Genomic DNA, 25,607 nt, shown 5'->3' on the forward strand with positions numbered 1-25,607 from the left:
GAGACCGAGATCATGAAAGCAACCTGGAACGGCGTCACCGTCGCCGAAAGCGACGACACCGTGCTCGTCGAAGGCAACCACTATTTCCCGATGAGTTCGCTCAATCGCGATCACGTCACCTTCAGCAACCACAAGACCACCTGCCCCTGGAAGGGCACAGCGAGCTATTACTCGCTGCTGATCAACGGCGAGCTCAACACCGACGCCGCCTGGTACTACGCCGACCCGAAGCCCGAAGCCGAGGAAATTCGCGACCGCGTCGCGTTCTGGAAGGACGTGAAGGTCACCGCGTGACCACGGCCGCCTTCACTCCGCCCTTCATCCAGCCCGCCGAACTGCCCGCCGCGCTGCGCGAACAAGGCTATGCGGTGCTGAGCCCGCAAGGCGTCAGCGACTGGCTCGGCGTACCGCTTGCGCAGCTCGAAGCACTGCACGCCGACTGGAACGATCTTCCGCCCGACGACTACCTGAAGGACGGCGGCCGCTACCGCACCCGCCGCCATGCCTGCTTCACCGTCGAAGCCGGCGACAACGCCGCGCTGCAACAGGTGCCGCACCGCGCGCATTGGCAGCCGGTGGAATACAACGCGCTGCACGGAGGCATGCAGCGCTGGTTTGCGCCGATGCGCGAAGACACGGTGGCGCAGCCGGTGTGGCAGCGCCTGCTGCAGCGCCTCGGCACGGCGGCGAGCGACATGCGCGACGCGCCGCAGAAATGGTTCGTCGAGGCGCATCAGTTCCGCATCGACACCGCGGGCGGCATCGGACGTCCGACGCCCGAGGGCGCGCACCGCGACGGTGTCGACCTGGTGGCGGTGGCCCTGGTCGGCCGCCAAGGCATCAAGGGCGGCGAAACGCGCGTCTTCGAGGCCAATGGCCGGCGCGGCGAGCGCTTCACCATGACCGAGCCCTGGACGCTGCTGCTGCTCGACGATGCGCGCGTGATCCACGAATCCACGCCGATCCAGCCCTTGGAAGAGGGCGGCGCAGGGTGGCGCGACACGCTCGTGATCACCTGCCGGGCCAAGGGTTTCCAGGGAGATTGAAGCCCTGTTTCCCGTCGCTGGCTTGAGTCCTACAGGCTCCCTCCGGCACAGGGGTTAAATTCGGGACCCGGCTCGACGGCGAGCCGTGTCTGTCTGCGAACGAAAGCGAGGTCCGCCATGTTCAATCACATCCTGGTTCCCATCGACGGTTCTGAAACCTCCATGCTCGCCGTCAGCAAGGCCAGCGGCCTCGCGCTGGCTTTCGGGAGCCGCATCACGTTGATTCACGTGATCGACAACTACCCCTTCATCGGCGTGGGCGCGGACTATGCGCTCGGCCAGAACGAATACCTTGCCGCTGCCACAGCCAGTGCCAATGCGGCCCTCGCACGCGGCGTGGCGGCGCTGGCGGCCGAAGGGCTGCACAGCGACCAGCGCGTGATCGACGGCCACGTGGTGCACGAAGGCATCGTCGACACCGCCATCGCCATCGCGGCCGACCTCATCGTGATGGGCTCGCACGGCCGCAGCGGCATCGAGAAACTGCTGCTCGGCAGCGTCACGCAGCGCGTGCTGCAGGACGCGACCATGCCGGTGCTGGTGGTCAAGGGCGGCTGAGCGCGAAGCCGGGCTTGCTCTCGAAGCGAAGGGCCTGCTGCGTTGCCGGGTGCACGAAGGCCAGCTCGCTCGCATGCAGAAGCAGGCGCGGTGCACGTGCCTGCAACAAGGCATCTCCATACAGCGCATCGCCGAGGATCGGGTGGCCGATCGACAGCAGGTGCACGCGCAGCTGGTGCGATCGTCCCGTCTGCGGCTCGAGCAGGACGTGGGTCGCAGCGAACTCTCCCTGCACCGACGACGCCAGCGCACGCCAGCGTGTGAGGCTGGGCTTGCCCGCCGGATCGGTCTTCTGCAGCGGCCTGCGCGGCCAGTCGGCCATCAGCGGCGCATCGATGATCGACCAGCCGTCCAGCACGGGCATGACGCCGTCGACGATGGCCTCGTAGCGCTTGTGCACTTGCCGGTCGGCAAAGGCTGCGCTCAGCGCGCGCTGCGTCTCGATGCTGCGCGCCATCACCACCAGGCCGCTGGTTGCCATGTCGAGCCGGTGGACGATCAGCGCGTCGGGCCATTGCCGCATGGCGCGCGCGCTCAGGCAGTCCTGCTTGTCCTCGCCGCGGCCGGGCACGCAGAGCAGGCCTGCGGGCTTCTCGAGCACCAGCAGGTGGGGGTCTTCGTGGATCGGTTGCAGAAGCGGCGTGGTCATGGAGGAAGCCGAGTGTAGAGAGGGCGGCGGTGAAGGCCGCATGCCCCGCTCATGCGCGGCTCATGGCGCCTCGGCTATCCTCGACCCGATGTCCGGCCCCGCCTCCGCCTCTTCTCCAGACGCCGCTGCCCTCGCCCCGGGCGCCGCAGCGCCGCAGCCCAGCTTTTCCGACCTGACGCGCGAGCGTCCGTTCATGCACATGTGGACGGCGCGGCTCTTCGGCACTGCCGCCTCGCAGATGCTGCTGGTGGCCATCGGCTGGCACATGTACGAGCTCACCAGCAGCGCCTGGGACCTCGGCCTTGTCGGCCTCTACCAGTTCGTGCCCGCGCTGCTGCTGGCGCTGCTGGCCGGCCACGTCGTCGACCGCCACCACCGCGGCCGCATCGTGGCGGCCTGCTTTGCGGTGCAGGGGCTGGTGGCGCTGGTGCTGCTGCTCGCGGTGCTGGAAAAACACGACACGCGCGGCCTGCTGCTGGGGCTGTCGCTGGTGCTGGGCGCGGTGCGCGCCTTCCAGATGCCGGCGCAGCAGGCGCTGACGCCGCTGCTGGTGCCGCCCATCATGCTGTCGCGCGCCATGGCCTTCAGCTCGGCCGGCATGCAGGGCGCGATCATCGGCGGCCCGGCCCTCGGCGGGCTGCTGTTCGTGGCGGGGATGGCGGTGGTCTATGGCGCGAGCGTGCTGTTCTTCGCCATCGCCTGCGTGCTGGTGCTGCGGCTGCGCTACGCCTACACGCCGGCCGCGCGCGAGCCGGTCACGCTGGCCACGGTGTTCGCGGGTGTCGACTTCATCTGGAAGCGCAAGCCGGTGCTCGGCGCCGTCTCGCTCGACCTGTTCGCGGTGCTGCTGGGCGGCGCGGTGGCGCTGCTGCCGATCTACGCCAAGGACATCCTGCACACGGGACCCTGGGGGCTCGGCCTGCTGCGGGGCGCGCCGGCCGTGGGTGCGCTGGTGATGTCGATCGCGCTCACGCGGCGCCCGGTCGAGCGGCATGTGGGTCGGACCCTGCTGCTTGCCATCGGGCTCTTCGGCCTGTGCATGGTGGTGTTCGGCATCTCGCAGAGCTTCATCGTCTCGCTGATCGCGCTCGCCGTGTCGGGCGGGGCGGACATGGTCAACGTGGTGATCCGCCAGACGCTGGTGCAGCTCGAAACGCCGGACGCCATGCGCGGCCGGGTGAGCGCGGTCAATTCGATCTTCATCGGCGCGAGCAACCAGCTCGGAGAGTTCGAATCGGGCGCCACGGCGGCGTTGCTCGGTCCCGTGGGATCGGTCGTGGTGGGCGGCGTGGGAACGATGCTGGTGGCGCTGACTTGGTTCCGGCTGTTCCCGTCGCTGGCGCAGCGCGATCGCCTCATGGTGGCGATGCCGGCGGCTGTCAGGTCGGCCTAGAAAACCGAGAACGCCTGGGGCGCATCGAGCGTGAGATCGCTCAGCGCCTCCGCCACGCAGGGCAGGACCCAGCCCTCGTCTTTTTCGTCGGCGCTCAGGCCGGGCCATTCGATGACGTGGCGCACGTTGCCGGACACCAGCTGGCAGATGCAGGTGCGGCAGGTGCCGTTGCGGCAGGAGCTTGGCAGCTCGATGCCGGCCGCTTCGGCCGCCTTCAGGAGCGTGGTGCCGGCTTCGGTCTCGAAGTCGAGGCCCGACGGCGCGAGTCGAACCCTCATCGCTGTGGCGGCTGCTGTTGTTGTTGCTGCTGCTGCTGCTCGCGGCGCTGTTCGCGCAGCATGAAAAGGTAGAGGCTCTCGACCTTTTCGCGCGCCCACGGCGTCTTGCGCAGGAACTTGAGGCTGGAGCCCACGCTCGGGTCGATGGCGAAACAGCGGATGGGAACAAGCTCGCCGAGATGTTCCCAGCCGTAGTGGTCGGCCAGCGCCGTCACGATGGCTTCCAGCGTGAGCCCGTGCAGCGGGTTCCGGGGCTGGGCCGGCTTGGCGGGAGCCGGCGCCGGCGTGTCGTCGGTCACTTGTTCTTGAGCTTGCCGCGCGGGATCACCGCGGTGGTGATCGTGCGGACCGGCTCGATGCCGCCGGTGCCTGCAGGCTTGGGCGGYGAGGTGTCCTTCTTCGGTTTCTTCGCTTCCTTGGTGCTGCGCTGCTGACTCTTGGCCATATCTTTTCTCCTGTTGGTGCTACGGATACAGCGGGCAGTTTAGCGGTGCGGCGACAATATGCGGTTCCACCTGTTTTTCCCGCATTCATGTCAGATTACGAAGTTCGCCCCGCCACGATGCGCGACGCCAAGGCCGTCGCCGAAATCCATGCCCTGGCCGCCAAGGCCGCTTACGAAGGCATCCTTCCCGAAGAAGAGYTGCGCGTGCTGGCCCCCGCCACCCGCGAAGCCAAATGGCGCGAAGCCATCGAATTCAGCGAACCCCAGGTGCAGGTGGCGGTGCAGGACGGCGAAATCGTCGGTTTCGTCGGCTTCGACCGCTCGCGCGACCCCAAGACGCCGTCCACCACGGGCGAGATCTGGGCCATCTACGTCAAGCCCGAGCACTGGGGCAAGGGCGTCGGCGTCGCCCTCTGGGACGCCGCCCGCGAAGGCCTCGAGGAAGAAGGCTGCACCACGGTCACCATCTGGGTGCCCCTGCGCAACGACCGCGCCATGCGCTTCCACGAACTCGCAGGCTTCAAGCGCGAGATGAAGACCGCCAAGACCACCTTGCTGGGCACCGTGCGGATCGAGGAAATCCGCCTCAAGCGCACCGTGGCCTGACGCCCACTCCGCCTCCGGAGTCGCCGCGTACGGTTATTCCCGGCGCGGCCGGTTGCGGCGGATAAGCTCGCCGCTTCTTTTTTCAGACCGATCCTTGCCCATGGCCACCAGCCTGCTCCTGCTGCTCGACGACATCGCCACCGTTCTCGACGACGTGTCGATCCTCACCAAGGTCGCCGCCAAGAAGACGGCCGGCGTCCTCGGCGACGACCTGGCGCTCAACGCGCAGCAGGTGTCCGGCGTCAAGGCCGACCGCGAGCTGCCGGTGGTGTGGGCGGTCTGCAAGGGCTCGTTCGTCAACAAGGCCATCCTGGTGCCCGCCGCGCTGGCCATCGGCACCTGGCTGCCCTGGCTGGTGACGCCGCTCCTGATGATCGGCGGCGCTTTTCTCTGCTTCGAGGGCTTCGAAAAGCTGGCCCACAAGTTCCTGCACAAGAAGGAACACGAGGCCGACACCGAACGCCACGAAAAGGCCATGGCCGACACCGCGGTCGATGTGGTGGCGGCGGAAAAGGACAAGATCAAGGGCGCAGTGCGCACCGACTTCATCCTCTCGGCCGAAATCATCGCCATCACGCTCGGCATCGTGCAGGGACAGCCGTTCACGACGCAGCTGACCGTTCTGGTCGGCATCGCGCTGATCATGACCGTCGGTGTGTACGGCCTCGTGGCCGGCATCGTGAAACTCGATGACGCGGGGCTTTACCTTAGCCAGCGTACCAGCGCTGCGGCACGCGGCCTGGGCCGCGGCATCCTTGCCACGGCGCCCTGGCTCATGAAGGGCCTGTCGGTGGCCGGTACGGCTGCCATGTTCCTCGTGGGCGGCGGCATCCTGGTGCACGGCGTGCCTTCGTTCGGCCATGCCGTCGAAGGCTGGGCGGCCGCCACGGGTGGCGTGTTCGGCACGCTCGGCTCGATGGGCGTGAACGCCGGCGTGGGCCTCGTGGCCGGCGCCATCGTGCTGGCGGTCGTGGAGCTCGTCGGCAAGCTCCTCGGCAAGAAGGGCTGAGCCCTCCGGTCCCACTGTTTCGTTAAGCGCCGGCTTTCACTGGCGCGGTTTGTTGCGCTGGAACAGGCCGACCCCCACCAGCGCCACGCCCAGCGCCAGCGCGAACCAGCCGACCAGGTAGGCGCCGGCCACCATCTCGAACCAGCGCGTGCCCTGCAGAAAACGGGGCGCCAGCAGAACGGCGGCGCCGATCACGAGGCAGAGGATGCCGCGTTCGAGCGTGCGGAGTTGTCTTTTGGGTTGCGCCATGGCTTCTTCGGTCGGGGTGCGTTGCGTCAGTGCGTCATTGTCCCGCGCATCGCGGCCGGGTGCCCCTGCAGCGGAAACGACTTGCCCGTCGGCACCAGCGTGTCGCCATCCACGCGCAGGATCGTGATGTCCTGGTCGATGAAATTGCCCACGTAGAGGTATTTGCCGTCGGCGCTCCACACCGCGCCTTCGGGCAGGCCGCGCACCACCACCTCGTTGGCGCGCGTCACCTTCTTGCCGTCGATCTTCAGCAGCACCACCGAGCCGTTGCGGTTGTAGAAGTAGGCGTTCTTCGCCGAGTTGCTGCCGCGCAGGATCACGGCCACCGCGTGCCTGCCGGTCGGGCTCACGGCCAGGCCTTCGGGGCCGTCGCCCACCACCACCTTGTCGACCACGCGCGGCGGTGTCGCCTCGAGGTCGATCACGCTCACCGTGTCGATCTGGCCATCCGATGCGCCCGAGTTGCCGTTGTCGGCGGTGAGCGCGAGCTTGCCGTCGGGCGTCACGTCCACGTTGTAGGGCCAGAGGCCGGCCGCGAGGTCGACCTTGTTGTAGCTGACCTTCTCGCCGTTCACTTCGAGCAGTGCGATCTTGTGCGTCGGGAACTTGGCGGCCAGCGCGCGTTTGCCGTCGGGCGTGAAGCGCACGTGCGCCACCGAATCGTTCATGGCCACGGTGTCGATCAGCGTCACCTTCTTGCCCGCGATGCGCAGCACGCTGACCGAGTTGTCGGCGCGGTTGGCCACCAGCGCGAGGTTGCCCGCGCGGTTGATCGACAGGCCCGAAGGCTGCTTGCCCACGGTGAGCGTGTCGAGCAGCTTGGGCGGAGTGGTGGTCAGGTCGATCACGAAGAGGCGGTTGTCGGGCACCTGCTTGCGCGCGCCGTTTTCTTCCACCACGTTCAGCGAGTTGGCCACCAGTGCGAGTGTTTCGCCGGGCGTGATCGCGAGGTTGGTCGGCGGGCCGGCGATGGTGTTGTCGAGCTGCAGCGTGCCGACGAGCTTCGGTGCGAGCGGGTCGGTGCCGATGTCGAGCACCTGCACCGTGTCGCGCCCCATCGGCCCGAGGCTCACGACGCCGGCGTCGTTCCACGACTGCTTCTCGTCGTTGGCCACCAGCATCAGCTGGCGCTGCGGAACGGTGGGGGTCAGGCTGGTGCAGCCGGAAAGGGCCGCGAGGGCGGCCAGGGCAAGGGCAGCCAGTGCGGCAGGGCGGAACGTCATGGTGCGGTCTCCGTGTTGTAGGTCTTCGTGGCGCGGGCGGTGCGGCCCGGCAGCGCATGGTAGCGGCACAATCGATGGCCCCCACATCCCAGAGCAGCCCGCATGACCATCGAGATATCCAAGGAAGCGCGCCAGCAGGCGATCACGTCGATCGAGCGCTACTTCAACGAGAACATGGAAGAGAAGATCGGCAACATCGCAGCCGGCGCGCTGCTCGGTTTCTTCCTGGAAGAGGTCGGCCCCATCGTCTACAACAAGGCGGTGGCCGACGTGCAGGAGCGCCTGCAGTCCCGCATTTCGGAGGTCGATCTCGAAGTGCACGAGGACGAGTTCCAGTACTGGCGCAAGTTCGATCGGCAAAAAAAGGGCAAATAGCCTGCGCATGACGTCGCGCGGATGCATCGCCCGCCATTCAAAGATGCTTCCAAACGTTGCAGAATCCCAAGCCATGCAACACCACCGTACGCCCACCCGTTTCGCGCTCCTGCGCACGCTCGCCGCCTTGCCGCTCGTGCTGGCCGCCTCCCTCGCAGCCGCCCAACAGGACCCGGCGTCGTTTCCGCTGGATTCGGTCGGCTACCTGAACGAGGAGCTGCCCCGCATGGAGGCCGCCATTGCCGCCAGGGACCGCAGCTTCTTCCACGGCGCGATGACCCGCACGGTGCAGTTCTCCGARCGCTGGGGCTTCAAGGCGCAGGCCAACCCCGACCTGGCGAAATACCCGATGTGTACCGAGGCCGTGATGGACTACGTGGTGGTCGGCATGTGCAAGCTCACGCCCTCGGGCGATGGGTGCGAGCCCGGCCTGGCGTCGCGCTTCGATGCCAATGTGCAGCGCTGCCGCGAGGTGGCCGCGCGAAAATAGGCGTCCCGTCTTCGGACGAACAAGAAAGTCCTCGCTCCTGGCGCGGGGCGGAGACACCATGGACTACACCCGCTACCAGACCCTCGCCATCACGCGCCGCGGCGCCAACGATGCGGTGCTCGACATCCAGATGCGCGCGGCCAACGGCAAGCTGCCCACGGCGGGCCATGACGGCCACCGCGAGCTCGCCGAGATCTGGCGCGACGTGTCGGCCGACGACACGGTCCGCTGCGCGGTGCTGCGGGGCGAGGGGCAGGGCTTTTCGGGCGGCGGCGATCTCGCGATGGTGCAGGACATGACCACCGACGACGCAGTGCGCCAGCGCGTCTGGAAAGAGGCGCGCGACCTCGTCTACAACCTCATCAACTGCGACAAGCCCATCGTGAGCGCGATGCACGGCCCGGCCGTGGGCGCGGGGCTGGTGGCGGGGCTGCTGGCCGACATCTCCATCGCCACGAAGAACGCGAAGATCGTCGATGGCCACACGCGGCTCGGCGTGGCGGCGGGCGACCATGCGGCCATCGTCTGGCCGCTGCTGTGCGGCATGGCCAAGGCCAAGTACCACCTGCTCTTGTGCGAGCCGGTGAGCGGCGAAGAGGCCGAGCGCATCGGCCTGGTCTCGCTGGCGGTGGACGAGGCCGACCTGCTGCCGCGCGCCTACGAGGTGGCCGACCGGCTCGCGGCCGGCAGCCAGAGCGCGATCCGCCTCACCAAGTACGCACTCAACAACTGGCTGCGCCAGGCCGGGCCGACCTTCGATGCTTCGCTGGCGCTCGAATTCATGGGCTTTGCGGGCGCCGACGTGCGCGAGGGCGTGGCCTCGCTACGCGAGCGGCGCGCGCCGAACTTCGGCTGAAGAAGTCCGGCTCGCTGGATCAGGCCTTCTTCAGGCCTTGAAGCGTTTGCAGCAGCACGACGCGCGTCTGCCCCAGCACCATGCCTTTCCACTCGTCGTTGTCGCAGTAGAACGCGTCGCGCAGCTGCTGGYGGATCTCGCGCTTCTGCGCTTCCGGCGCTTCGGGGTGGCGGCGCAGCCAGGTGTCGGCGCGCAGGCGGGTCAGCACTTCGCCGTCGGGCAGCGTGCCGAACTCGAGGCCCATGGGCGCGATGCTGGCGTTGGGGCATTCGTCGTACGCGATCGACACCACGGGGCCCGACACATCGGCCGAGGCCGAGTCGCCGGCAAAGGGCGCGAACACGTCGGCGCCCCACCAGGCATGCGCCTGCGCCAGGTCGGCCGGCGCATTGCGGCCGGGGTAGATCTTCTCGCCGTGGCCATAGGGGCCGAGGCCGGTGTGGATGTCGATCCAGCCGAGGTGCGTGGCCGAGGCCGCGTACTTGCGCAGGATGGCGCGCATCGTGCCGTTGCTCCAGGAGGGCGCGGTGCCGCCGTAGAACAGGCCGTCGGGCGAGGTGTACTGGCCCCGGGTGACGGCGGCGCGGAAGGCGCGCATGCCGTGCTTCTCGACGTAGGCGGCCACGGCCGCTTCGTCGGCGGGCGTCGGCGGCCATGCCGCGGGCAGCACCAGCGGCTCGACCTCGGCGTATTCCGCATTCACCGGCAGCGGCGCATGGAAGTCGATGTGGTTGCGGTTCAGGTCGATGTTGTCTTCGTTCGTGCGGTGCAGGTGCGAAAAGCCGTGCGGGTTGACCGCGTGCACCAGCAGCAGCGTCACGCCGGCCTGTTCGAGCCGCGTCAGCAGGTCGGCGTCGGCTAGCGTCGCGACCTGTGCGCCCGAGCCGCAGAAGCCTTCGGGGCCGTGCGTGCCCGAGGTGACGAGCAGCACCTTCTTCGCGTCCTTCGCGCCGATCAGCGCCACGTCGGTGGCCAGTTCTTCGCCGAGCGCGCCGCGGTGCGCCGGGTGCACGAAGGACTCGATGGCCGCGCCGTGCTGGGCCGCGGTATCGAGGAACTTGGCGCGGGCTTCGGCATACGTGCCCGAGAAATGGCGGGTCGCGGCAGTGGGTTGGTTTTGCATGGGGTGAAGGCTCCTGTGCATGAGCGTGGGGAATTCGTCAGGCTGCGGCGTAGGCGCCCGCTGCGTCGATGTCGCGGCCCGTGTGGTCGCGCAGCCAGAGCAGGCCGAGCAGCGAGACCACCGTCATCGCCACAAGGTACCAGGCCGGTGCGAGCTTGCTGCCGGTGGCGTTCAGCAGCCATGTGCTGATGAAGGGTGCGAAGCCGCCGAACAGCGCCACGCCCACGCTGTAGACCAGCGACATGCCGCTGGCGCGCACATGCTTCGGAAACATCTCCGGCAGCATCGTGATGCCCGGCACCGTCTGGGCCACGAGACCGATGCTCAGCAGGCCGAGCACGATGAACAGCACGGCGGGCGTCGGCGAGGCGTTGAGCCACAGGAAGCCCGGGTAGATCAGGATCGCGAGCGCAATGCGGCTCCAGAGGATCAGCGGCTTGCGGCCCACCACGTCCGACAGCTTGCCCACGAAGGGCGCCAGCGCGAACGAGATCAGGCCGGTCAGCGCGGCACCGAACAGCGCCACCGACGGCGTGAGGCCGAGCTCGCGCACGGCATACGTCGGCATGTAGAAGGTCACGACATAGGCCGCGGTGGTGCCGCCRACCAGCGAGAGGATCGCGGCCAGCACCGTCCTGCCGTGCTGCGTGCAGACGATCTTCAGGCTGCTTTCGCGCGGCGCGGCTGCAGCCTCGGGCGAGATATGGAGCGACTCTTCGAGATGGCGGCGGATGTACATGCCCACCGGCGCGATCAGCATGCCGAGGATGAACGGCACGCGCCAGCCCCAGCTCTGCATGGCTTCGGGCGTGAGCGAGAAGGTGAGCGCGCCCACCACCACGGCGCCGAGCATCACGCCCAGGCCCTGGCTCGCGAACTGCCAGCTGGCCATGTAGCCGCGGTTGGCGGGCGTGGCGTGTTCGACCAGCAGCGTCGTCGATGCGCCGACCTCGCCGCCGGCCGAGAAGCCCTGGATCAGCCGCGCCAGCACGATGACGACCGGCGCCGCCACGCCGATGGCCGCGTAGGTGGGCGTGAAGGCGATCAGCGCGCAGCCCAGTGCCATCAGGAAGATGGTGAGCGTCATGGCCTTCTTGCGGCCCGCGCGGTCGGCGTACGCGCCGATCACGATGCCGCCGAGCGGCCGCATGATGAAGCCCACGCCGAAGCTCGCCACCGTCAGCAGCAGCTGGCCGTAGGCATTGAAGGTCGGAAAGAACAGCTTGCCGATCACCAGCGCCAGAAAACCGTAGACCGTGAAGTCGAAGAACTCGAGCCCGTTGCCGATGGTGGTGGCGACGATGGTCTGGCGCCGGCGTGAGGGTGACGAGGGCTGGTTGCTTGGGGTGCTCATGTCTCTCCAGTGTTGGCTTTGCTTTTCGAGGATGTCGGTCGAAGGTATCTATGCCTTGACCGCGCCGGATGCTAGAGACTCGCTGCCGTCATGAAAAGACAATAATTGGGCGTCAAAGATAACTTTTGGTTGTCATGAAACCCAATCAGTTGCACGCCTTCGTGGCGGTGGTCGAGCAGATGAGCATTCGCGCTGCGGCCCGTGTGCTGGGCATTTCCCAGCCGGCCGTCACAAAGATCGTGCGCGAGCTGGAGCGCGAGGTCGGCGCGCCGCTGGTGGAGCGCAGCGTCAAGGGCGTGCGGCTCACCGAGTTCGGCCAGGCCTTCGCGCCCCGGGCGCGGCTGCTGCTGGCCGACATGCAGCGCGCGCGCGACGAGATCGCGCAGATCCGCGACGGGCTCACCGGCAAGGTCGCGCTCGCCGTCAGCACATCGTTCGCGCTCACGGTGCTGCCGGCCGCGTTCAAGGACTTCCACACGCGGCTGCCGGCGGTCGACGTGCAGTTCAGCGAAACGGTGCTGCCCTGGATGCTGGCGCGCCTGCGCGAAGGCTCGCTCGACTTCGCGGTGGCGCACGTGGTGCCGGGCCGGCTCGATCCGCAGTTCGAGGCGATGGAGCTCTTTCCGGTGAAGCTGGTGGTGGGCCTGCGCGAACGCCATCCGCTGCGCGCGAGCCGCTCGATTCGGGAGCTCTACAAGGCCGAATGGATTCTTCCGGGCGACGACCATTTCAGCGGTCGCGAGGCCGTGTCGCCGTTGCTGCCGCTGGGCCTGCCGCCGCCGGCGCGGGTGATCCAGGGGCAGTCGGTCACGGTGGCGCTGGCGCTGGTCGGTCAGATGGACCTGGTCGGCCTGTTCGTCGAGCCGTTGGCCACGCTGACCTTCAAGCGCCACGGCATCCGGCGCGTGGAGATCGAGGAGGAACTGCCCATGCTGAGCGTCAGCGTCATCAAGCGCCGCGGGCAGTTGCTGACGCCGGCCGCGCAGCATTTCGTCGAATGCATCCAGCGGGCCTCGGCGGCGGCGATGGGCGCCTAGCGAGGAAGAGGAGGAAAGCCGGCGCCGGCCTCGCCCGGCTTCCAGGGCGGGTACTTGTGCATGGCTCGCTCGAGCAGGTCCGAGGCGGTCCAGTCCGACAGCCATGCCTGCAGGCGGGGCCAGGGCTGGGCGCTGAACCATGCGGGGTCGACCATCGCGAACTGGCGCACGAAGGGCATGACGGCGGCGTCGGCCATCGTCGCGTGAGTGCCGGCCAGATGGCGTGAGGCCGACAGCCTCGTTTCGAGGTCGCGCAGAAACCGGGCGCCGCGTTCGCGCGCGGGTTCGCCGCCATCCGCATGACGGTCGGGGTACTTGTAGCGGTCGAGCTGGGGCTTGAAGTCGCCGTCGCAGATGGCGACCAGCGCGAGCATGTCCTGCAGGGTGCCGGTTCCGGGCTGCAGCCAGCGCTGCGGATCATTGCGCCGCAGGGCCCACAGCATCACGTCCAGGCTCTGTTCGAGCACCGCGCCGTCCGCCATCACCAGCACGGGCACGGTGCCCTTGGGCGAGGCGGCCAGCATTTCGGCGGGCTTGTCGCGCAGCACGACCTCGCGCAGTTCGCAACGCGTATCGCTTGCGATCAACGCGAGCCGGGCCCGCATCGCATAGGGACAGCGACGGAACGAATAGAGAACGGGGAGGGCGGTGGAGGGCATTCGAGTGCCCGATTTTCGACGACCGCGGCCGGCTCGCGCGCGGCCGGGTTTTTCAACACAATGGGCGGCCATGGGCGAACGCCTCTTCCTCCGCCTCGACGACGACCCCCTGCATGGGCCTGAATCGAGCGTGCCCGCCGGCACGCTGCGCGCGTTTGCGGTGAGCGCGGCGCTGCGTCCGCATGTCTCGCACATCCTGCTGTACCGCGAGACCTTCGCCGCAGGGCACGAGATGCTCGAGCGGGTGCTGCCCGATGGCGCGGTGCGCCTGGTCTTCAACCTCGGCGATGCGCCCTCCGCGGGCGAGGATGCCGGACAGCCGGTGGAGGCGATCGGTGCCTCGGCCGCGCCGGCCGTGGTGCGCATGCGCGAGAAGGTGGAGGGCGTGTCCGTCACGCTGCGCCCCGGTGCGGCGGTGGCGCTGCTGGGCTTGCCGGCCGGCGAGATCGCGGGCCATGCCGTCCATCTCGACGACCTCTGGCAGGGCGGCGCGACCGAACTGCTGGAACGCATGGCCGAAGCGACGGACGATGCCGCGCGCGTAGCCATGCTGCAAGCCGCCCTGCAGCGCCGGTTGCTCGACGGCGGCGGTGCCGTTCACGCCACGGCGATGCATGCGGTGCGGCTCATCGCCGCATCGGGCGGCCAGCGGCCGCTGCGCGAGGTGGCGGCAGCCGTCGGCGTCGGCGAGCGGCGTTTGCAGCAGCTCTTCCACGCACATGTCGGGCTGTCGCCCCGKGCCTGGGGCCGGCTCGCGCGGCTGCACGGCTGTCTGCGCGCGCTGCGGCGGCAGCCGGCGCCGGCCTGGGCGGATGTGGCTGTCGAGAGCGGGTTCTACGACCAGTCGCACCTGGTCAACGAGTTCCGGGCGCTCTGTGGCGTCACGCCGACGGAGTTCCTGGGCCGAGCGGCTTCGGTTTCTTCCAAGACGGCGGGTTGAAGGCGCATTACCTTCGTCGGCTTTCAGGCAAGGCAGATCGAAGAAGGAGCAACGGATGACGCAGAACGAGAACACGAACCGCCCGCTGAAGGGCTGCGTGGCGGTGGTGACCGGCGCCAGCCGGGGCGCGGGCCGCGGCATCGCGGTGGAGCTGGGAGCGGCCGGCGCCACGGTGTACGTCACCGGCCGCAGCACGCGTGAACAGCCCGCCGACACCTACGGACAGCTGCTGGCCCTGTCGGACATGGCGAAGGTGCCCGGCAGCATCGACGACACCGCCGACGAGGTCACGCGCATGGGCGGACGCGGCATCGCGGTGCCATGCGACCACACCCGCGAAGAAGAGGTGAAGGCGCTCTTCGCACGCGTGGAGCGCGATGCAGGCCGCCTCGACCTGCTCGTGAACAACGCCTGGGGTGGCCACGAAACCTTCAACGGCGTGTTCGAAGCGCCTTTCTGGGAGCACCCGCTCGCGAACTGGGATTCGATGTTCGACCGCGGCGTGCGCAACCACCTGGTGTCCAGCCGCTGCGCCGCGCCGCTGATGGTGCGGCACAAGCGCGGGCTGATCGCGACCACCACCTTCTGGGACCGCGGCCACTACCTGCGCGGCAACCTCTTCTACGACCTCGCCAAGGCCTCGATGACGCGGCTGGCCTTCGGCATGGCGCAGGAGTTGAAGCCGCACGGCGTGGCCTCGATCGCGGTGTCGCCGGGCTGGATGCGCACCGAGTTCGTCCTGGCCGGCCACAGGACCGACGAGGCGCATTGGCAGGAACGGCCGGCGTTGGCGGCCACCGAGTCGCCGCGCTACCTGGGCCGCGCGGTGGCTGCGCTGGCGGGCGACCCGCAGGTGCTGGAGAAGACGGGGGCGGTGCTGCGCGTGGCCGACCTCGCGCAGGAATACGGCTTCACCGACATCGACGGCCGGCAGGTGAAGGCCTTCGAACTGTAGGACGCGGCGCCCTCGTGTTCGAGAACTGATCGGACCTGCCGCGATGCGGGTGCATGGTCAGCATGGGAGCAATGTGTTCAACCCTCGAACCCTGACCCACCAGGAGGTGATATCCCATGTCTCCCCAAGCCCAGCTTGCACCCGCCATCCAGCTTGCCAGAGCCAACCCCGTCCGGATTCCGGGCGAGAGCGCCGAATACCGCGAAGCCCGCACCGCGCTGCTGGCCGAAGAGATCGAACTTCGCCGGCACATCGAGCGTGTCGCCGAGCAGCGGCGCCAACTGCCTCCGGGCGGCGCCGTGCCGGAGGACTACAGCTTCCGGGGACCGAATGGCCCCGTCAAACTCTCCGAGCTCTTCGGCAGGCACGACACCCTGATCACCTACAACTGGATGTTCGGCCCGAAGCGCGAGCGCCCGTGCCCCATGTGCACGTCGCTCCTGAGCGCCTTCGACGGCGAGATGCCCGACATATTGCAGCGCGTGGCCTTCGCGGTCATCGCCACCTCGCCCATCGAGCGGATGAGGGCCTTTGCCGTCGAGCGCGGCTGGCGCTACCTGCCTCTCTATTCGTCGACCGGCAACACCTTCAACCGCGACTACGCCGGCGAGACGCCCGACAGCGGGGACAACGCGGCGTTCAATGTGTTCCGGCGCGACGGCCAGGCCATCCGGCATTTCTGGGCCGCCGAAATGGGCGGCGGGGCTGCAGACCCCGGACAGGACCCGCGCGGTGCGCCCGACCCGATGCCGATCTGGAACCTGCTCGACATGACGCCCGAAGGCCGAGGCAAGGGATGGTATCCGCAACTGAGCTATTAGCCGTCTCCGGCGACCGGGTTGCAAGAAATGCAACCTTGTTGCGCTTTTCCATATAATGCAATCATGTTGCATATATAGAGAACGCTCCATGACCAGTCGCCTCCCCGTTACCGTCCTGTCCGGCTTTCTCGGCGCCGGCAAGACCACCTTGCTCAACCACATCCTCCACAACCGCGAGGGGCGGCGCGTGGCGGTCATCGTGAACGACATGAGCGAGGTCAACATCGACGCCGCGCTGGTGCGCGACGGCGGCGCCGAGCTCTCGCGCACCGACGAGAAGCTGGTCGAGATGAGCAATGGCTGCATCTGCTGCACGCTGCGCGAAGACCTGCTGATCGAGGTCGGCCGGCTCGCGAAGGAAGGGCGCTTCGACCAGCTGGTGATCGAGTCCACCGGCATCTCCGAGCCCCTGCCCGTGGCCGAGACCTTCACCTTCGCAGGCGAGGACGGCAAGAGCCTGGCCGACGTGGCGCGGCTCGACACCATGGTGACGGTGGTCGATGCCTTCAACTTCCTGCGCGACTACGGCTCGCCCGACAGCCTGGGCCAGCGCGGCCAGTCGCTCGGCGACGAGGACACGCGCACCGTGGTCGACCTGCTGATCGAGCAGATCGAGTTCTGCGACGTGCTGGTGGTCAACAAGACCGACCTCGTCACGCCCGAGGAGCGCGACAGGCTGATGGCGATCCTGCACAGCCTGAATCCGCGGGCCCGCATCGAGGTGTCGGCGTTCGGCCGCGTCGCGCTCGACCGCGTGCTCGACACCGGCCTGTTCGATTTCGAGCAGGCCGAGCAGGCACCCGGATGGCTGGCCGAACTGCGCGGCGAGCACCCGCCCGAAAGCGAGGCCTACGGCATCCGCAGCTTCGTCTACCGCTCGCGCATTCCCTTCCATCCCCAGCGCTTCTGGGACCTCGTGCAAGGCGAGTGGGAGGGCGTGGTGCGCTCCAAGGGCTTCTTCTGGCTTGCGAGCCGCGCCACGCGCGCGGGTTCGTGGTCGCAGGCCGGCGGCGCCTGCCGCTATGGCGCGGCAGGCTTCTGGTGGGCGGCGGTGCCGCGCGAGCATTGGCCGGCCGATCCGGACGCGCTGGAACTGATCCAGAAAAACTGGGACCCCGCAACAGGCGATGCGCGGCAGGAACTGGTGCTGATCGGCATCGGCATGGACGAGGCTGCACTGCGCGCGCAACTCGATGCCTGTTTGCTCACGGAGAACGAAATGCGCTTCGGCGCCTCCTGGTGGCAGAACCTGCCCGATCCGTTCCCGTCCTGGAACGTCTGACCTGAATCAGCGGGCGCAGTCGCCGCAGGTGCCGTGGAGGGTCAGCGCGGTATGGCGCGTGTCGATGCCTTGTTTACGCAAGGCCTTGCCCAGCCGGCCCATCACCTTGGGCAGTTCAGGGTCCGACGGCAGCGCCAGCACCTTGTGGCACTGGTCGCATTCGAAGGTGTTGCCCGAAGCGGCCTCCACATGCCGCGCGAAGCGGTTGACGCGGTCGGCGCCCACCCGGCGGTCGCACAGGCCGGCCTCGACCAGGCGGTCGAGCACGCGGTAGATCGTGACGCGGTCGGGCAGCTCGCCGGTGGCGGTGGTGTAGGCCGCAGCCATTTCGTCGTGCGTCAGGGGCTGCGAGGTGTGTTCGAGCAGTTCGAGCACGGTCTGGGCGGCGCGCGTCACGCGCAGGCCGCTGTCGCGCAGCAGGGATTCGCTGTCGAATACAGCGGCGGCAAGCGGGGGCTTCGGGTGCGGTTTCATGGGCTTCATGCGAAACGCCATTGTGTTGCATCCCCGGGCGTTCTGCGCAACGCGCAGGCAAATCGCCCGCCTGCCATGCCAGATAATCGCCGGCATCGAGATCACCGGGCGGCACGAACAGCATGGACACAGAGCGGGGCGGCGACGTACTCAGCCATGTGCTTGCGACGTACAAGTCCGAACGGGCGGTCACGGCCCGCTTCTCGCTGTCTTCGCCCTGGGCGCTGCATTCGACCGGCGTCGACGGCCCGCTGATCCGCATGTGCACCGGCGCGCCGTACTGGATCGCGGTGGACGGCGCCGAGCCGGTGCCGGTCGCGCCGCACGACATCGCGATGCTGCCGCAAGGCAGCGCGCACACCGTGTCTTCCGCGCCGGGGCTCCAGGCCATGCCGTTCCGCGACCTGATCGCTGCGCACTCCGTCGGCCGGCACGGCGACCATCCCATCGTGTTCTCGCATGGCGGCGGAGGGCCGGCAACCGAGCTCTTTTCGCTGCACCTGTGGATGCCGGCGCAGGGCCTGGGCGCCATCATCGGCAGCCTGCCGCCCCTGATCGTGCTGCGACAGGCGCAGATCCCCACCACCGCATCGCTCGCGCAGGCCATGGCGTCGCTGGTGAACGAAACCGTCGCCCAGCGGCCCGGCTGGCAGCTGTCGGCGGCGCGCATGGCCGACCTGCTGCTGGTGCACATCCTGTGCGAGCACCTGTACGCCCAGCCTCAGTCCCAGCAGACCGGCCGGCTGCGCGGGCTGGACGACGAAAGCATCGCCCGCGCGATGTCGCTGATGCACGAGCGGCCCGCGCATCCGTGGTCGGTGGCCACGCTGGCCCAGGCCAGCTGCCTCTCGCGCACCATCTTCAGCGAGCGCTTTCGCACGCTGGTGGGCGTCACGCCCATGCACTACCTGGGCTCCTACCGCATGACGCTGGCGGCCGAGAAGCTCAAGAACCGGCAGTTGAGCCTGCACCAGGTGGCCGAGGCGGTGGGCTACGCCTCGGAGAAAGCGTTCTCGCGCGCCTTCCAGCGCTGGATGGGCATGACGCCCAGCGCCTATGCCCGCCAGCACGGCGGGCCCGAATTCGCCTGAAATCGCCGCGCCGGACGATCGGTGCCCAAATCCGGTGTGCCGGAGGTTGAGCCGGCGGCATGCGCGCCGAACAATCGGTCCATGGCCATCCAACGCAAAAGAGTCATTCCCGAAGTCCGCAACCCGGCGCTCGAACGCTCCCTCGTGAAGTCGATCGCGTCCGGCGACAACCAGCAGCGGGAAGCCACGGTGAAGAACACCGACGGCGAGCCGCTGCTCCAGTTCGAAGGCGACAGCAACCCCTACCTCGAGCATCAGCGCAACGACCTGCTGCTGAGCCTCCAGCACATGCGCAGCGAGGGCCACGACGAGATGGTCTTCATGTGCATCACGCACTGCAAGGAACTGACCTTCAAGGCCATCCACTGCGAGCTGGCCAACATGCAGGCCCGCATCCGCGCCGACGACGTGGCCGGCGCGCTGCAGCTGGTGCCGCGGGTGCGCGCACTGCTCGAATTCCTGGGCAAGACCTGGGACGTGCTCTCGACCATCACGCCGCACGGGTTCAACCAGTTCCGCAACACGCTGGGCATCGCCTCGGGCCAGCAGTCGTACATGTACCGGCATGTGGAGTTCATCCTGGGCAACAAGTCGGTGCCGCTGGCGCGCGCCCATGCGAACAACCCCGACGTGTGGCCCTACATGGAGCGCGCGCTGAATTCGCCGAGCCTCTACGACGACGTGCTGGCATTGCTGCACCGCCGCGACATCGCCGTGCCGCCGGAGGCGTTGGCGCGCGACTGGTCGGCGCCGTACGAGGCGAGCCCAGGCGTCGAGGCCGCGTGGCTGTGGGTCTACGGCGACCCCACGCCGGAGAACGATCTCTACCGGCTCGGCGAAGCGCTGATGGACATCGCCGACGTGTTCTCGCAGTACCGCTGGCGGCATTTCGTGTCGGTCGAACGCATCCTCGGCTTCAAGCCGGGCACGGGTGGCTCGGCCGGGGTGGGCTGGTTGCGCAGCGTGGTCGATCACCGGTTCTTTCCGGAACTGTGGTCCGTGCGGACCCAACTCTGAATCCATTGCGCATGACTTCAACACAAAGGGTGCTGATCGTCGGCGCCGGCATCGCCGGCTGCTCGGCYGCCATCGCGCTGGCCGACAAGGGCATGCATGTCACGCTGATCGAGAAGCAGGCCGAATGGCGCTTCCAGAGCTCGGGCATCTTCATCTACGGCAACGGGCTCGAGGCGTTGCGCAGGGTCGGAGTGCTGCCGCGCATCCTCGAGGCTGGCTTCGGCATCGCGGACGGCAGGAACGTCTACCTGGATCACCACGGTGCGCCCATCGTCGATGTCTTCTATCCCGCGTCGAGCGGTGGCGCGGTGCCCATCCTGGGTATCAAGCGTGCGGAGATGCACCGCATCCTTGCCGGCCGACTCGATGCGCTCGGCGTCGATATCCGGTTGGCCACGACGGTGACGAAGATCCGTTCAGGCAGCGGCGGCGATCACGCAGACGTCGCGCTCTCCGACGGCTCGACGCAGCGCTTCGACCTCGTCGTCGGCGCCGACGGCATCCGATCGCAGGTGCGCGAGGCCGTGAGCGGCCCGCTGATGCCGCGCTACACCGGCTTCGGCGTCTGGCGCAGCGTGCATGACAGGCCGCGCATGCTGGACGCGAAGATCATGATGATGGGCATCGGCAAGCGTCTGGGCATCATGCCGATCAGCGACGACAAGCTCTACATCTTCGGCACGGTGAGCGAGCCGGCAGGCCACTGGTATCCGCGCGAGACATGGCCCGAACAGATGCGCGCCCGGTTCGCGGAGTTCGGCGGTCCGGCGCGGCAGTTCCTCGATCAGCTTTCGGCGGATTCGGAGGTGCTCTACACCGCGGTCGAGGAAGTGCAGGCGCCGCTGCCCTGGCATGCGGGCCGCGTGCTGCTGATCGGCGATGCGGCGCACGCCTCGACACCGTTCATGGGGCAGGGCGGCGCCATGGCCGTGGAAGACGCCGTGGTGCTGGCCGGGATGCTTGCCGCAGGCGGCATCAGCGAGCAGACCCTGCGTGCCTTCGGCGAGCGTCGTTACCCGATGTGCAGGTTCGTGCAAGATGCCTCGCGCAAGGTGGGCGAGGCGGGCGCGGTAGAAGACGCCGCGAGCTGCGCGCGCCGCAACACGGCGATGCGGGCCACGGCCCAGCAGCAGGTCGATGCGTTCTACCGCGAACTGGACGCATTGCGCGCAATGCCGGCCTAGCGGACCGCCTTGGGGGTTTTTCCTTTTGTTTCAAGCCATCCTGGGTGGGAAGGGGCGGTGCGCAAGTCAGCCAACCGCCCGAATGCGCTAAGGTCTGGTCATTCGCGTCTTTGAATACCTTTGCCCGACCATGTCCCGTCCTCCGATCGAAATCGAAACCGCACCCAACCCCACCGCCACGGTGATCCTGATGCACGGCCTCGGCGCCGACGGCAACGACTTCGTGCCGATCGCCGGCGAGCTCGACCTGTCGGGCGTGGGGCCGGTGCGCTTCGTGTTCCCCAATGCGCCGGTGATTCCGGTCACCCTCAACAACGGCTACCAGATGCCGGCCTGGTTCGACATCGCGGCCCCCGATTTCAACGTGCAGGAAGACGCGGCCGGCCTGCGCCGCTCGCAAGCCACCATCGAGGCCGTGATCGCCAACGAAAAGGCCCGCGGCATTGCCGCCGACCGCATCGTGGTGGCGGGTTTTTCCCAGGGCTGCGCGATGGCGTTGCTGACAGGCCTGCGCCATACCGAGCGCCTGGGCGGCATCGTCGGCCTGTCGGGCTGGCTGCCGCTGGCGGCCAGCACCGCGGCCGAGCGCCACGCGGCCAACCACGACACGCCGGTGTTCCTTGGCCACGGCCGGCAGGACCCGATGGTGCCGATCGCCAGTGCCCTGCAATCGCGAGACGCGCTTGCCGCTTTGGGCTATACCGTCGAGTGGCACGAATACACGATGGCGCATTCGGTCTGCATGGAAGAAGTTGCCGACCTGAACCGCTTCCTGCTGCGCGTGCTGGGCTGAACGGGCCGCTGCGCAACCCACGAGAGAAGAAGGAGACAAGCAATGATCCTGGTCATCGGACATGCCCTGGCGAAGCCCGACACCCTGCAGGCGATGCTGGCCATCAGCACCGAGCACGTGCTGCGCTCGCGCGCCGAATCCGGCTGCATCTCGCACGAAGTCACGACCGACGTGCTCGACCCGCTGCGCCTCACTTTCGTGGAGCGCTGGAGCGACATGGCGGTGCTGCAGGCGCATTTCCGCGTCGATGCCTCGCGCGCGTTTGCCAAGGCGCTCGCGGCCATGGCCGACGGCACGCCGGAGATCCACGTCTACCAGTCGGACGAGATCGACCTGCAGGCGAGCCGCGCCTAGCCTGGTTTTCCTGGAAGCAAAAGGCCCTCGGCCGGCATGGCGTCTATGCAGGCAGCTATCAAAAAAATAGCTGATCGCAGTCTGGCATGCTGCGGGATTCCCTGCGCAAGCAGTGCCCGCGCGCCCGTGCTACCTTCCAGCCCCTCAGAAGATTGATGGGTCATAACAATATGAGCAACAGATTGCAGGAGAGGTTGGGTGCACTTTCAGCCGCACGCCTCCAGGGCATGCGACGCGGGATCGAGAAGGAAAGCCTGCGCGCGCTGCCGGACGGCAAGCTCGCGCTGACGCCGCATCCGCTGGCGCTGGGTTCCGCGCTCACGCATCCGCACATCACGACCGACTTCAGCGAATCGCAGCTCGAGCTCATCACGGGCGTGCACGCGGGCGTCGAATCGGCGCTCGAAGAGCTGACCCGGGTCCACCAGTTCACCTACCGCGTGCTCGACCAGCTCGGCGACGAGCGCCTCTGGGTCTCGAGCATGCCCTGCGGGCTGCCGACCGACGAGACCATTCCGATCGGGCGCTACGGCTCATCGAACGTGGGCCGCGCCAAGAGCGTCTACCGCATGGGCCTGAGCCACCGCTATGGCCGCCGCATGCAGACCATCTCGGGCATCCACTACAACTGGTCGCTGCCCGATGTGTCGAGCGAACAGTACTTTGCGCTGATCCGCAATTTCCGCCGCCACGCCTTTTTGCTGCTCTACCTGTTCGGTGCCTCGCCCGCCTTGTGTTCGAGCTTCGTCGCGGGCCGACCGCACGAGCTACAGCCGCTGGGCGACGGCAGCATGTTCATGCCGCACGGCACGTCGCTGCGCATGGGGCGGTTGGGCTACCAGAGCGATGCGCAGGCCTCGCTGGCCGTGAGCTACAACAGCCTCGACGGCTATGGCGCCTCGCTGCAGGATGCGCTCACGCGCCCGTGGCCGGCGTACGAATCCATCGGCATCCGCAACCTTGGCGGCGACTACAACCAGCTCGGCACCAGCCTGCTGCAGATCGAGAACGAGTTCTACGGCACCATCCGACCCAAGCGCGTGATCAACCCCGGCGAACGCCCGCTGCATGCGCTGCGCGAGCGCGGCGTTGAGTACGTCGAAGTGYGGCTGATGGACCTCGACCCTTTCGAAACGGTGGGCATCAACGCGCAGACCATGCGCTTCATCGATGTGTTCCTGCTGCACTGCCTGTTGAGCGACAGCCCCGACGACACGCCGCAGGAAATCGCCGACCTGGCGCACAACCAGCACCTCACCGCTGCGCGCGGCCGCGAGCCGGGCCTGCGCCTGTCGCGCGGCGGCAGCGAAGTGGTGCTGGCCGACTGGGGCCTCGAGCTGGTTGCGCAGTGCCTGCCCATCGCCGCCGCGCTCGATGCGGCGCAAGGCGGCACGCAGCATGCCGATGCGGTGCGCGCCGCCCAGGCCGCGCTGGAGAACCCCGACAGCCTGCCCTCGGCCCGCGTGCTGGCGGCCGTCGAGCAGCAGCACGGCAACTCCTTCATCGGCTTCGTGCGCGCCCAGTCCGAACAGACCCGCGCCGCGCTGCTGGGCCTGCCTTTCTCGGCCGCGCAGCAGGCCGAGTTCGAGCGCATGACCGCCGAATCGATCCAGGAGCAGAAGCGCATCGAGGCGGCCGACACCATGCCCTTCGAGATCTACCGCGAGCAGTACGTCTCGCCCGCGCGCCTGGGCATGCCCCGCGGCCGCATGGCCGTCGCTGCGTAGGCCGGTCCTTCGCCGCGACGTTCATGGGGACGACAGCGGCGGTGGCGGATGGCCTACAGGCATTGGCCAGCATGGCCCACCGCGCGCGCCGCCGGCGCTGCGAGGATGGTCTCCATGCATTGCGCAAAATCTGCCCCGGTGATGTCACCATGACTTTCAAGGCCTACCTGGTTGAGGACAGCCCCGTGATCCGCGAGAACCTCGTGGGCTTCCTGGAGGACGTGGCCGATGCGGAGGTCGTGGCCTCGGCCAGCACCGAAGAAGAGGCCGTGACCTGGCTGCGCCAGCATCGCGACGATTGGGACATGACCATCGTCGACCTGTTCCTTCAGCGGGGCAACGGGCTGGGGGTGATCAACGCCTGCCGCAACCGCGCGCCGCACCAGAAGGTGGTGGTGCTCAGCAACTACGCCACGGCCGACATGCGCGACCGTTCGACCCGGCTCGGTGCCGATGCCTTCTTCGACAAATCGGCCGAACTCGACCAGCTGGTGGCCTACTGCGCCGCACTTCGCCCGTCGCACGGGTGACTGGGGTTGCGTGCCTGCGGGTGCGCCGCAGGGCTTTTATGGGGTAAAACGCCACGCTGCCGCAGAGCGGCAAGGCCAACCTCCCCAACGAAAGCAACAGAGACTCATGAGCAGCAGCAACAGCATCGACTTCAAGGGCCGCGTGGCCATCGTGACCGGCGCGGGCGGCGGCCTGGGCCGCCAGCATGCGCTGGCCCTGGCGGCGCGCGGCGCCAAGGTGGTGGTCAACGACCTGGGCGGCGCACGCGACGGCTCCGGCGGCTCGGTCGGCGCCGCGCAGGCGGTGGTCGACGAGATCAAGGCGGCCGGCGGCGAAGCCATTGCCAACGGCGCCTCGGTGACCGATTTCGCGGCCGTGCAGGCCATGGTCCAGCAGGCCGTCGATGCCTGGGGCCGCGTCGACATCCTGGTCAACAACGCCGGCATCCTGCGCGACAAGAGCTTTGCCAAGATGGAGCTGGCCGACTTCCAGCTGGTGGTCGACGTGCACCTGATGGGCGCTGTGAACTGCACCAAGGCCGTCTGGGCGCTCATGAACGAGCAGAAGTACGGACGCATCGTGATGACCACCTCGTCCTCCGGCCTGTACGGCAACTTCGGCCAGAGCAACTACGGCGCCGCCAAGCTCGCACTCGTGGGCCTGATGCAGACGCTGAGCATCGAAGGCGCGAAGAACGACATCCGCGTGAACTGCCTCGCGCCCACCGCCGCCACCCGCATGACCGAGGACCTGTTCCCGAAGGACATGCTCGAGGCCTTCCAGCCCGAAGCCGTGGTGCCCGCGATGCTGGTGCTGGCCGCGCAGGACGCACCCAACCGCACCATCCTCTGCGCGGGCGCCGGCGTCTTCGAGGCGGCCCACATCACGCTGACGCAGGGCGCCTGGCTGGGCAGCGGCCCCGATGCGGCCGAGCAACTGGCCGAACGGCTGGCCGAAGTGATCTCGCGCGAGGGCGAGAGCGTGCCGCAGGCCGGCACCGCCCAGGGCAGCAACGAGGTCGCCAAGGCGATGGCGAACGCGAAGAGGGGCTGACCGAACGAAGCTGTTCATGGTGCTTGACCTAGAGTGCACTCAAGCATTTCCAATGA

At 68.1% G+C, this 25,607-nt stretch carries 32 protein-coding genes; 22 read left to right on the top strand and 10 right to left on the bottom strand.

What is annotated here, in order from left to right; all coding sequences use genetic code 11:
• The first annotated feature begins 12 nt into the window (after positions 1 to 12).
• The 3 genes from AC1DXX_RS16485 (at position 13) to AC1DXX_RS16495 (ending at position 1,604) form a co-directional block, all read left to right on the top strand.
• Positions 13 to 294: a DUF427 domain-containing protein gene (locus tag AC1DXX_RS16485; protein WP_478135277.1), complete on the top strand. Its 282-nt coding sequence runs from the start codon at positions 13 to 15 to the stop codon at positions 292 to 294.
• Positions 291 to 1,046 (top strand): 2OG-Fe dioxygenase family protein, encoded by a 756-nt coding sequence (locus AC1DXX_RS16490; RefSeq protein WP_478135278.1) that lies wholly within the window; start codon positions 291 to 293, stop codon positions 1,044 to 1,046. The genes AC1DXX_RS16485 and AC1DXX_RS16490 overlap by 4 nt, the downstream gene beginning before the upstream one ends.
• Positions 1,047 to 1,163: 117 nt before the next feature.
• Positions 1,164 to 1,604 (top strand): universal stress protein, encoded by a 441-nt coding sequence (locus AC1DXX_RS16495; protein WP_013542598.1) that lies wholly within the window; start codon positions 1,164 to 1,166, stop codon positions 1,602 to 1,604.
• Here the strand turns inward: AC1DXX_RS16495 and AC1DXX_RS16500 are convergent.
• Positions 1,591 to 2,253, bottom strand: coding sequence for an RluA family pseudouridine synthase (locus AC1DXX_RS16500; protein ID WP_478135279.1), 663 nt, complete (start codon positions 2,251 to 2,253; stop codon positions 1,591 to 1,593). The genes AC1DXX_RS16495 and AC1DXX_RS16500 overlap by 14 nt on opposite strands.
• Positions 2,254 to 2,341: 88 nt before the next feature.
• On the opposite strand from AC1DXX_RS16500, the gene AC1DXX_RS16505 reads away from it, so the two are divergent.
• Positions 2,342 to 3,646 (top strand): MFS transporter, encoded by a 1,305-nt coding sequence (locus tag AC1DXX_RS16505; protein ID WP_478135280.1) that lies wholly within the window; start codon positions 2,342 to 2,344, stop codon positions 3,644 to 3,646.
• Here the strand turns inward: AC1DXX_RS16505 and AC1DXX_RS16510 are convergent.
• The 3 genes from AC1DXX_RS16510 to AC1DXX_RS16520 are packed head-to-tail and all read right to left on the bottom strand — an operon-like array spanning position 3,643 to position 4,369.
• Complete coding sequence (locus AC1DXX_RS16510; RefSeq protein WP_478135281.1) at positions 3,643 to 3,924, bottom strand: 2Fe-2S iron-sulfur cluster-binding protein; 282 nt, start codon at positions 3,922 to 3,924, stop codon at positions 3,643 to 3,645. The genes AC1DXX_RS16505 and AC1DXX_RS16510 overlap by 4 nt on opposite strands.
• Positions 3,921 to 4,223, bottom strand: a complete 303-nt coding sequence (locus tag AC1DXX_RS16515) for a VF530 family protein (protein ID WP_478135282.1) — start codon at positions 4,221 to 4,223, stop codon at positions 3,921 to 3,923. Before AC1DXX_RS16515 ends, AC1DXX_RS16510 begins: the two co-directional genes overlap by 4 nt.
• On the bottom strand, positions 4,220 to 4,369 hold the full coding sequence (locus tag AC1DXX_RS16520; protein ID WP_478135283.1) for a hypothetical protein: 150 nt from the start codon (positions 4,367 to 4,369) through the stop codon (positions 4,220 to 4,222). The genes AC1DXX_RS16515 and AC1DXX_RS16520 overlap by 4 nt, the downstream gene beginning before the upstream one ends.
• Positions 4,370 to 4,456: 87 nt before the next feature.
• Here AC1DXX_RS16520 and AC1DXX_RS16525 point away from each other — a divergent pair, with 87 nt between their 5' ends.
• Complete coding sequence (locus tag AC1DXX_RS16525) at positions 4,457 to 4,975, top strand: N-acetyltransferase family protein (protein WP_478135284.1); 519 nt, start codon at positions 4,457 to 4,459, stop codon at positions 4,973 to 4,975.
• A gap of 100 nt (positions 4,976 to 5,075) precedes the next feature.
• Entirely contained in the window at positions 5,076 to 5,984 is a 909-nt protein-coding gene (locus AC1DXX_RS16530; RefSeq protein ID WP_478135285.1) for a DUF808 domain-containing protein, read from the top strand.
• Between the two features lie 36 nt (positions 5,985 to 6,020).
• On the opposite strand, the gene AC1DXX_RS16535 is transcribed toward AC1DXX_RS16530, so the two are convergent.
• Both AC1DXX_RS16535 and AC1DXX_RS16540 read right to left on the bottom strand, forming a co-directional pair.
• On the bottom strand, positions 6,021 to 6,233 hold the full coding sequence (locus tag AC1DXX_RS16535; RefSeq protein WP_478135286.1) for a hypothetical protein: 213 nt from the start codon (positions 6,231 to 6,233) through the stop codon (positions 6,021 to 6,023).
• A gap of 26 nt (positions 6,234 to 6,259) precedes the next feature.
• Entirely contained in the window at positions 6,260 to 7,456 is a 1,197-nt protein-coding gene (locus tag AC1DXX_RS16540; RefSeq protein ID WP_478135287.1) for a lactonase family protein, read from the bottom strand.
• Positions 7,457 to 7,558: 102 nt separating this feature from the next.
• Here AC1DXX_RS16540 and AC1DXX_RS16545 point away from each other — a divergent pair, with 102 nt between their 5' ends.
• The 3 genes from AC1DXX_RS16545 to AC1DXX_RS16555 all read left to right on the top strand — a co-directional run bounded on the left by AC1DXX_RS16545 (position 7,559) and on the right by AC1DXX_RS16555 (position 9,177).
• Positions 7,559 to 7,831 carry a DUF2164 domain-containing protein gene (locus AC1DXX_RS16545; RefSeq protein WP_478135288.1) on the top strand — a complete coding sequence of 91 codons (273 nt, stop codon included), beginning with the start codon at positions 7,559 to 7,561 and terminating at the stop codon, positions 7,829 to 7,831.
• 73 nt (positions 7,832 to 7,904) lie between these two features.
• Positions 7,905 to 8,321 (top strand): hypothetical protein, encoded by a 417-nt coding sequence (locus AC1DXX_RS16550; RefSeq protein WP_478135289.1) that lies wholly within the window; start codon positions 7,905 to 7,907, stop codon positions 8,319 to 8,321.
• 58 nt (positions 8,322 to 8,379) lie between these two features.
• On the top strand, positions 8,380 to 9,177 hold the full coding sequence (locus AC1DXX_RS16555) for an enoyl-CoA hydratase/isomerase family protein (protein WP_478135290.1): 798 nt from the start codon (positions 8,380 to 8,382) through the stop codon (positions 9,175 to 9,177).
• A gap of 19 nt (positions 9,178 to 9,196) precedes the next feature.
• Here the strand turns inward: AC1DXX_RS16555 and AC1DXX_RS16560 are convergent, their stop codons facing one another.
• Together AC1DXX_RS16560 and AC1DXX_RS16565 are read right to left on the bottom strand one after the other, a co-directional pair.
• Positions 9,197 to 10,300, bottom strand: coding sequence for a M14 family metallopeptidase (locus AC1DXX_RS16560; RefSeq protein ID WP_478135291.1), 1,104 nt, complete (start codon positions 10,298 to 10,300; stop codon positions 9,197 to 9,199).
• A 37-nt stretch (positions 10,301 to 10,337) separates the two neighbouring features.
• Positions 10,338 to 11,654: an MFS transporter gene (locus tag AC1DXX_RS16565; protein WP_478135292.1), complete on the bottom strand. Its 1,317-nt coding sequence runs from the start codon at positions 11,652 to 11,654 to the stop codon at positions 10,338 to 10,340.
• Between the two features lie 134 nt (positions 11,655 to 11,788).
• On the opposite strand from AC1DXX_RS16565, the gene AC1DXX_RS16570 reads away from it, so the two are divergent.
• Positions 11,789 to 12,691 carry a LysR family transcriptional regulator gene (locus AC1DXX_RS16570; RefSeq protein WP_478135293.1) on the top strand — a complete coding sequence of 301 codons (903 nt, stop codon included), beginning with the start codon at positions 11,789 to 11,791 and terminating at the stop codon, positions 12,689 to 12,691.
• Here AC1DXX_RS16570 and AC1DXX_RS16575 read toward each other — a convergent pair.
• Positions 12,688 to 13,350, bottom strand: a complete 663-nt coding sequence (locus tag AC1DXX_RS16575) for a glutathione S-transferase (RefSeq protein WP_478135294.1) — start codon at positions 13,348 to 13,350, stop codon at positions 12,688 to 12,690. The two genes, AC1DXX_RS16570 and AC1DXX_RS16575, sit on opposite strands and share 4 nt — an antisense overlap.
• Before the next feature lie 70 nt (positions 13,351 to 13,420).
• Here AC1DXX_RS16575 and AC1DXX_RS16580 point away from each other — a divergent pair, with 70 nt between their 5' ends.
• From AC1DXX_RS16580 to zigA, 4 genes are all read left to right on the top strand, one after another.
• The gene (locus AC1DXX_RS16580) at positions 13,421 to 14,290 is read left to right on the top strand and encodes an AraC family transcriptional regulator (protein ID WP_478135295.1); all 870 of its coding nucleotides are present in this window, start codon (positions 13,421 to 13,423) and stop codon (positions 14,288 to 14,290) included.
• A 55-nt stretch (positions 14,291 to 14,345) separates the two neighbouring features.
• Positions 14,346 to 15,245 carry an SDR family NAD(P)-dependent oxidoreductase gene (locus AC1DXX_RS16585; RefSeq protein ID WP_478135296.1) on the top strand — a complete coding sequence of 300 codons (900 nt, stop codon included), beginning with the start codon at positions 14,346 to 14,348 and terminating at the stop codon, positions 15,243 to 15,245.
• A gap of 116 nt (positions 15,246 to 15,361) precedes the next feature.
• The gene (locus tag AC1DXX_RS16590) at positions 15,362 to 16,066 is read left to right on the top strand and encodes a DUF899 family protein (RefSeq protein WP_478135297.1); all 705 of its coding nucleotides are present in this window, start codon (positions 15,362 to 15,364) and stop codon (positions 16,064 to 16,066) included.
• An 88-nt stretch (positions 16,067 to 16,154) separates the two neighbouring features.
• Positions 16,155 to 17,348 (top strand): zinc metallochaperone GTPase ZigA, encoded by a 1,194-nt coding sequence (zigA, locus tag AC1DXX_RS16595; RefSeq protein ID WP_478135298.1) that lies wholly within the window; start codon positions 16,155 to 16,157, stop codon positions 17,346 to 17,348.
• A gap of 6 nt (positions 17,349 to 17,354) precedes the next feature.
• Here the strand turns inward: zigA and AC1DXX_RS16600 are convergent, their stop codons facing one another.
• Entirely contained in the window at positions 17,355 to 17,831 is a 477-nt protein-coding gene (locus tag AC1DXX_RS16600; RefSeq protein WP_478135299.1) for a Fur family transcriptional regulator, read from the bottom strand.
• A 113-nt stretch (positions 17,832 to 17,944) separates the two neighbouring features.
• Between AC1DXX_RS16600 and AC1DXX_RS16605 the strand changes: the two genes are divergently transcribed.
• The 8 genes from AC1DXX_RS16605 to AC1DXX_RS16640 all read left to right on the top strand — a co-directional run bounded on the left by AC1DXX_RS16605 (position 17,945) and on the right by AC1DXX_RS16640 (position 25,551).
• Entirely contained in the window at positions 17,945 to 18,913 is a 969-nt protein-coding gene (locus AC1DXX_RS16605) for an AraC family transcriptional regulator (RefSeq protein ID WP_478135300.1), read from the top strand.
• Between the two features lie 81 nt (positions 18,914 to 18,994).
• Positions 18,995 to 19,930, top strand: a complete 936-nt coding sequence (locus tag AC1DXX_RS16610) for a tryptophan 2,3-dioxygenase (protein WP_478135301.1) — start codon at positions 18,995 to 18,997, stop codon at positions 19,928 to 19,930.
• Positions 19,931 to 19,941: 11 nt separating this feature from the next.
• Positions 19,942 to 21,114, top strand: coding sequence for an FAD-dependent oxidoreductase (locus tag AC1DXX_RS16615; RefSeq protein ID WP_478135302.1), 1,173 nt, complete (start codon positions 19,942 to 19,944; stop codon positions 21,112 to 21,114).
• 130 nt (positions 21,115 to 21,244) lie between these two features.
• A complete protein-coding gene (locus tag AC1DXX_RS16620) occupies positions 21,245 to 21,907 on the top strand; it encodes an alpha/beta hydrolase (protein WP_478135303.1) in 663 nt (220 codons plus the stop codon).
• 42 nt (positions 21,908 to 21,949) lie between these two features.
• A complete protein-coding gene (locus tag AC1DXX_RS16625) occupies positions 21,950 to 22,261 on the top strand; it encodes a putative quinol monooxygenase (RefSeq protein ID WP_478135304.1) in 312 nt (103 codons plus the stop codon).
• A 170-nt stretch (positions 22,262 to 22,431) separates the two neighbouring features.
• Positions 22,432 to 23,988: a glutamate--cysteine ligase gene (gene gshA, locus AC1DXX_RS16630; RefSeq protein ID WP_478135305.1), complete on the top strand. Its 1,557-nt coding sequence runs from the start codon at positions 22,432 to 22,434 to the stop codon at positions 23,986 to 23,988.
• Positions 23,989 to 24,137: 149 nt separating this feature from the next.
• Positions 24,138 to 24,518 carry a response regulator gene (locus AC1DXX_RS16635; RefSeq protein ID WP_478135306.1) on the top strand — a complete coding sequence of 127 codons (381 nt, stop codon included), beginning with the start codon at positions 24,138 to 24,140 and terminating at the stop codon, positions 24,516 to 24,518.
• A 106-nt stretch (positions 24,519 to 24,624) separates the two neighbouring features.
• The gene (locus AC1DXX_RS16640; protein ID WP_478135307.1) at positions 24,625 to 25,551 is read left to right on the top strand and encodes an SDR family NAD(P)-dependent oxidoreductase; all 927 of its coding nucleotides are present in this window, start codon (positions 24,625 to 24,627) and stop codon (positions 25,549 to 25,551) included.
• Positions 25,552 to 25,607 lie beyond the last annotated feature (56 nt).

The sequence above is a fragment of the Variovorax sp. P4_B10 genome (genome assembly GCF_056402375.1).

Excerpts from the sequence above, each read along its gene's own strand:
- AC1DXX_RS16495 (WP_013542598.1), top strand. The coding sequence starts at position 1,164 with ATGTTCAATCACATCCTGGTTCCCATCGACGGTTCTGAAACCTCCATG.
- AC1DXX_RS16485 (WP_478135277.1), top strand. The coding sequence starts at position 13 with ATGAAAGCAACCTGGAACGGCGTCACCGTCGCCGAAAGCGACGACACC.
- AC1DXX_RS16590 (WP_478135297.1), top strand. The coding sequence starts at position 15,362 with ATGTCTCCCCAAGCCCAGCTTGCACCCGCCATCCAGCTTGCCAGAGCC.
- AC1DXX_RS16540 (WP_478135287.1), bottom strand. The coding sequence starts at position 7,456 with ATGACGTTCCGCCCTGCCGCACTGGCTGCCCTTGCCCTGGCCGCCCTC.
- AC1DXX_RS16635 (WP_478135306.1), top strand. The coding sequence starts at position 24,138 with ATGACTTTCAAGGCCTACCTGGTTGAGGACAGCCCCGTGATCCGCGAG.
- AC1DXX_RS16530 (WP_478135285.1), top strand. The coding sequence starts at position 5,076 with ATGGCCACCAGCCTGCTCCTGCTGCTCGACGACATCGCCACCGTTCTC.
- AC1DXX_RS16555 (WP_478135290.1), top strand. The coding sequence starts at position 8,380 with ATGGACTACACCCGCTACCAGACCCTCGCCATCACGCGCCGCGGCGCC.
- AC1DXX_RS16535 (WP_478135286.1), bottom strand. The coding sequence starts at position 6,233 with ATGGCGCAACCCAAAAGACAACTCCGCACGCTCGAACGCGGCATCCTC.
- AC1DXX_RS16610 (WP_478135301.1), top strand. The coding sequence starts at position 18,995 with ATGGCCATCCAACGCAAAAGAGTCATTCCCGAAGTCCGCAACCCGGCG.
- AC1DXX_RS16505 (WP_478135280.1), top strand. The coding sequence starts at position 2,342 with ATGTCCGGCCCCGCCTCCGCCTCTTCTCCAGACGCCGCTGCCCTCGCC.
- AC1DXX_RS16585 (WP_478135296.1), top strand. The coding sequence starts at position 14,346 with ATGACGCAGAACGAGAACACGAACCGCCCGCTGAAGGGCTGCGTGGCG.
- AC1DXX_RS16545 (WP_478135288.1), top strand. The coding sequence starts at position 7,559 with ATGACCATCGAGATATCCAAGGAAGCGCGCCAGCAGGCGATCACGTCG.
- AC1DXX_RS16570 (WP_478135293.1), top strand. The coding sequence starts at position 11,789 with ATGAAACCCAATCAGTTGCACGCCTTCGTGGCGGTGGTCGAGCAGATG.
- AC1DXX_RS16605 (WP_478135300.1), top strand. The coding sequence starts at position 17,945 with ATGGACACAGAGCGGGGCGGCGACGTACTCAGCCATGTGCTTGCGACG.
- AC1DXX_RS16640 (WP_478135307.1), top strand. The coding sequence starts at position 24,625 with ATGAGCAGCAGCAACAGCATCGACTTCAAGGGCCGCGTGGCCATCGTG.
- AC1DXX_RS16620 (WP_478135303.1), top strand. The coding sequence starts at position 21,245 with ATGTCCCGTCCTCCGATCGAAATCGAAACCGCACCCAACCCCACCGCC.
- AC1DXX_RS16600 (WP_478135299.1), bottom strand. The coding sequence starts at position 17,831 with ATGAAGCCCATGAAACCGCACCCGAAGCCCCCGCTTGCCGCCGCTGTA.
- zigA (WP_478135298.1), top strand. The coding sequence starts at position 16,155 with ATGACCAGTCGCCTCCCCGTTACCGTCCTGTCCGGCTTTCTCGGCGCC.
- AC1DXX_RS16500 (WP_478135279.1), bottom strand. The coding sequence starts at position 2,253 with ATGACCACGCCGCTTCTGCAACCGATCCACGAAGACCCCCACCTGCTG.
- AC1DXX_RS16510 (WP_478135281.1), bottom strand. The coding sequence starts at position 3,924 with ATGAGGGTTCGACTCGCGCCGTCGGGCCTCGACTTCGAGACCGAAGCC.
- AC1DXX_RS16575 (WP_478135294.1), bottom strand. The coding sequence starts at position 13,350 with ATGCCCTCCACCGCCCTCCCCGTTCTCTATTCGTTCCGTCGCTGTCCC.
- AC1DXX_RS16625 (WP_478135304.1), top strand. The coding sequence starts at position 21,950 with ATGATCCTGGTCATCGGACATGCCCTGGCGAAGCCCGACACCCTGCAG.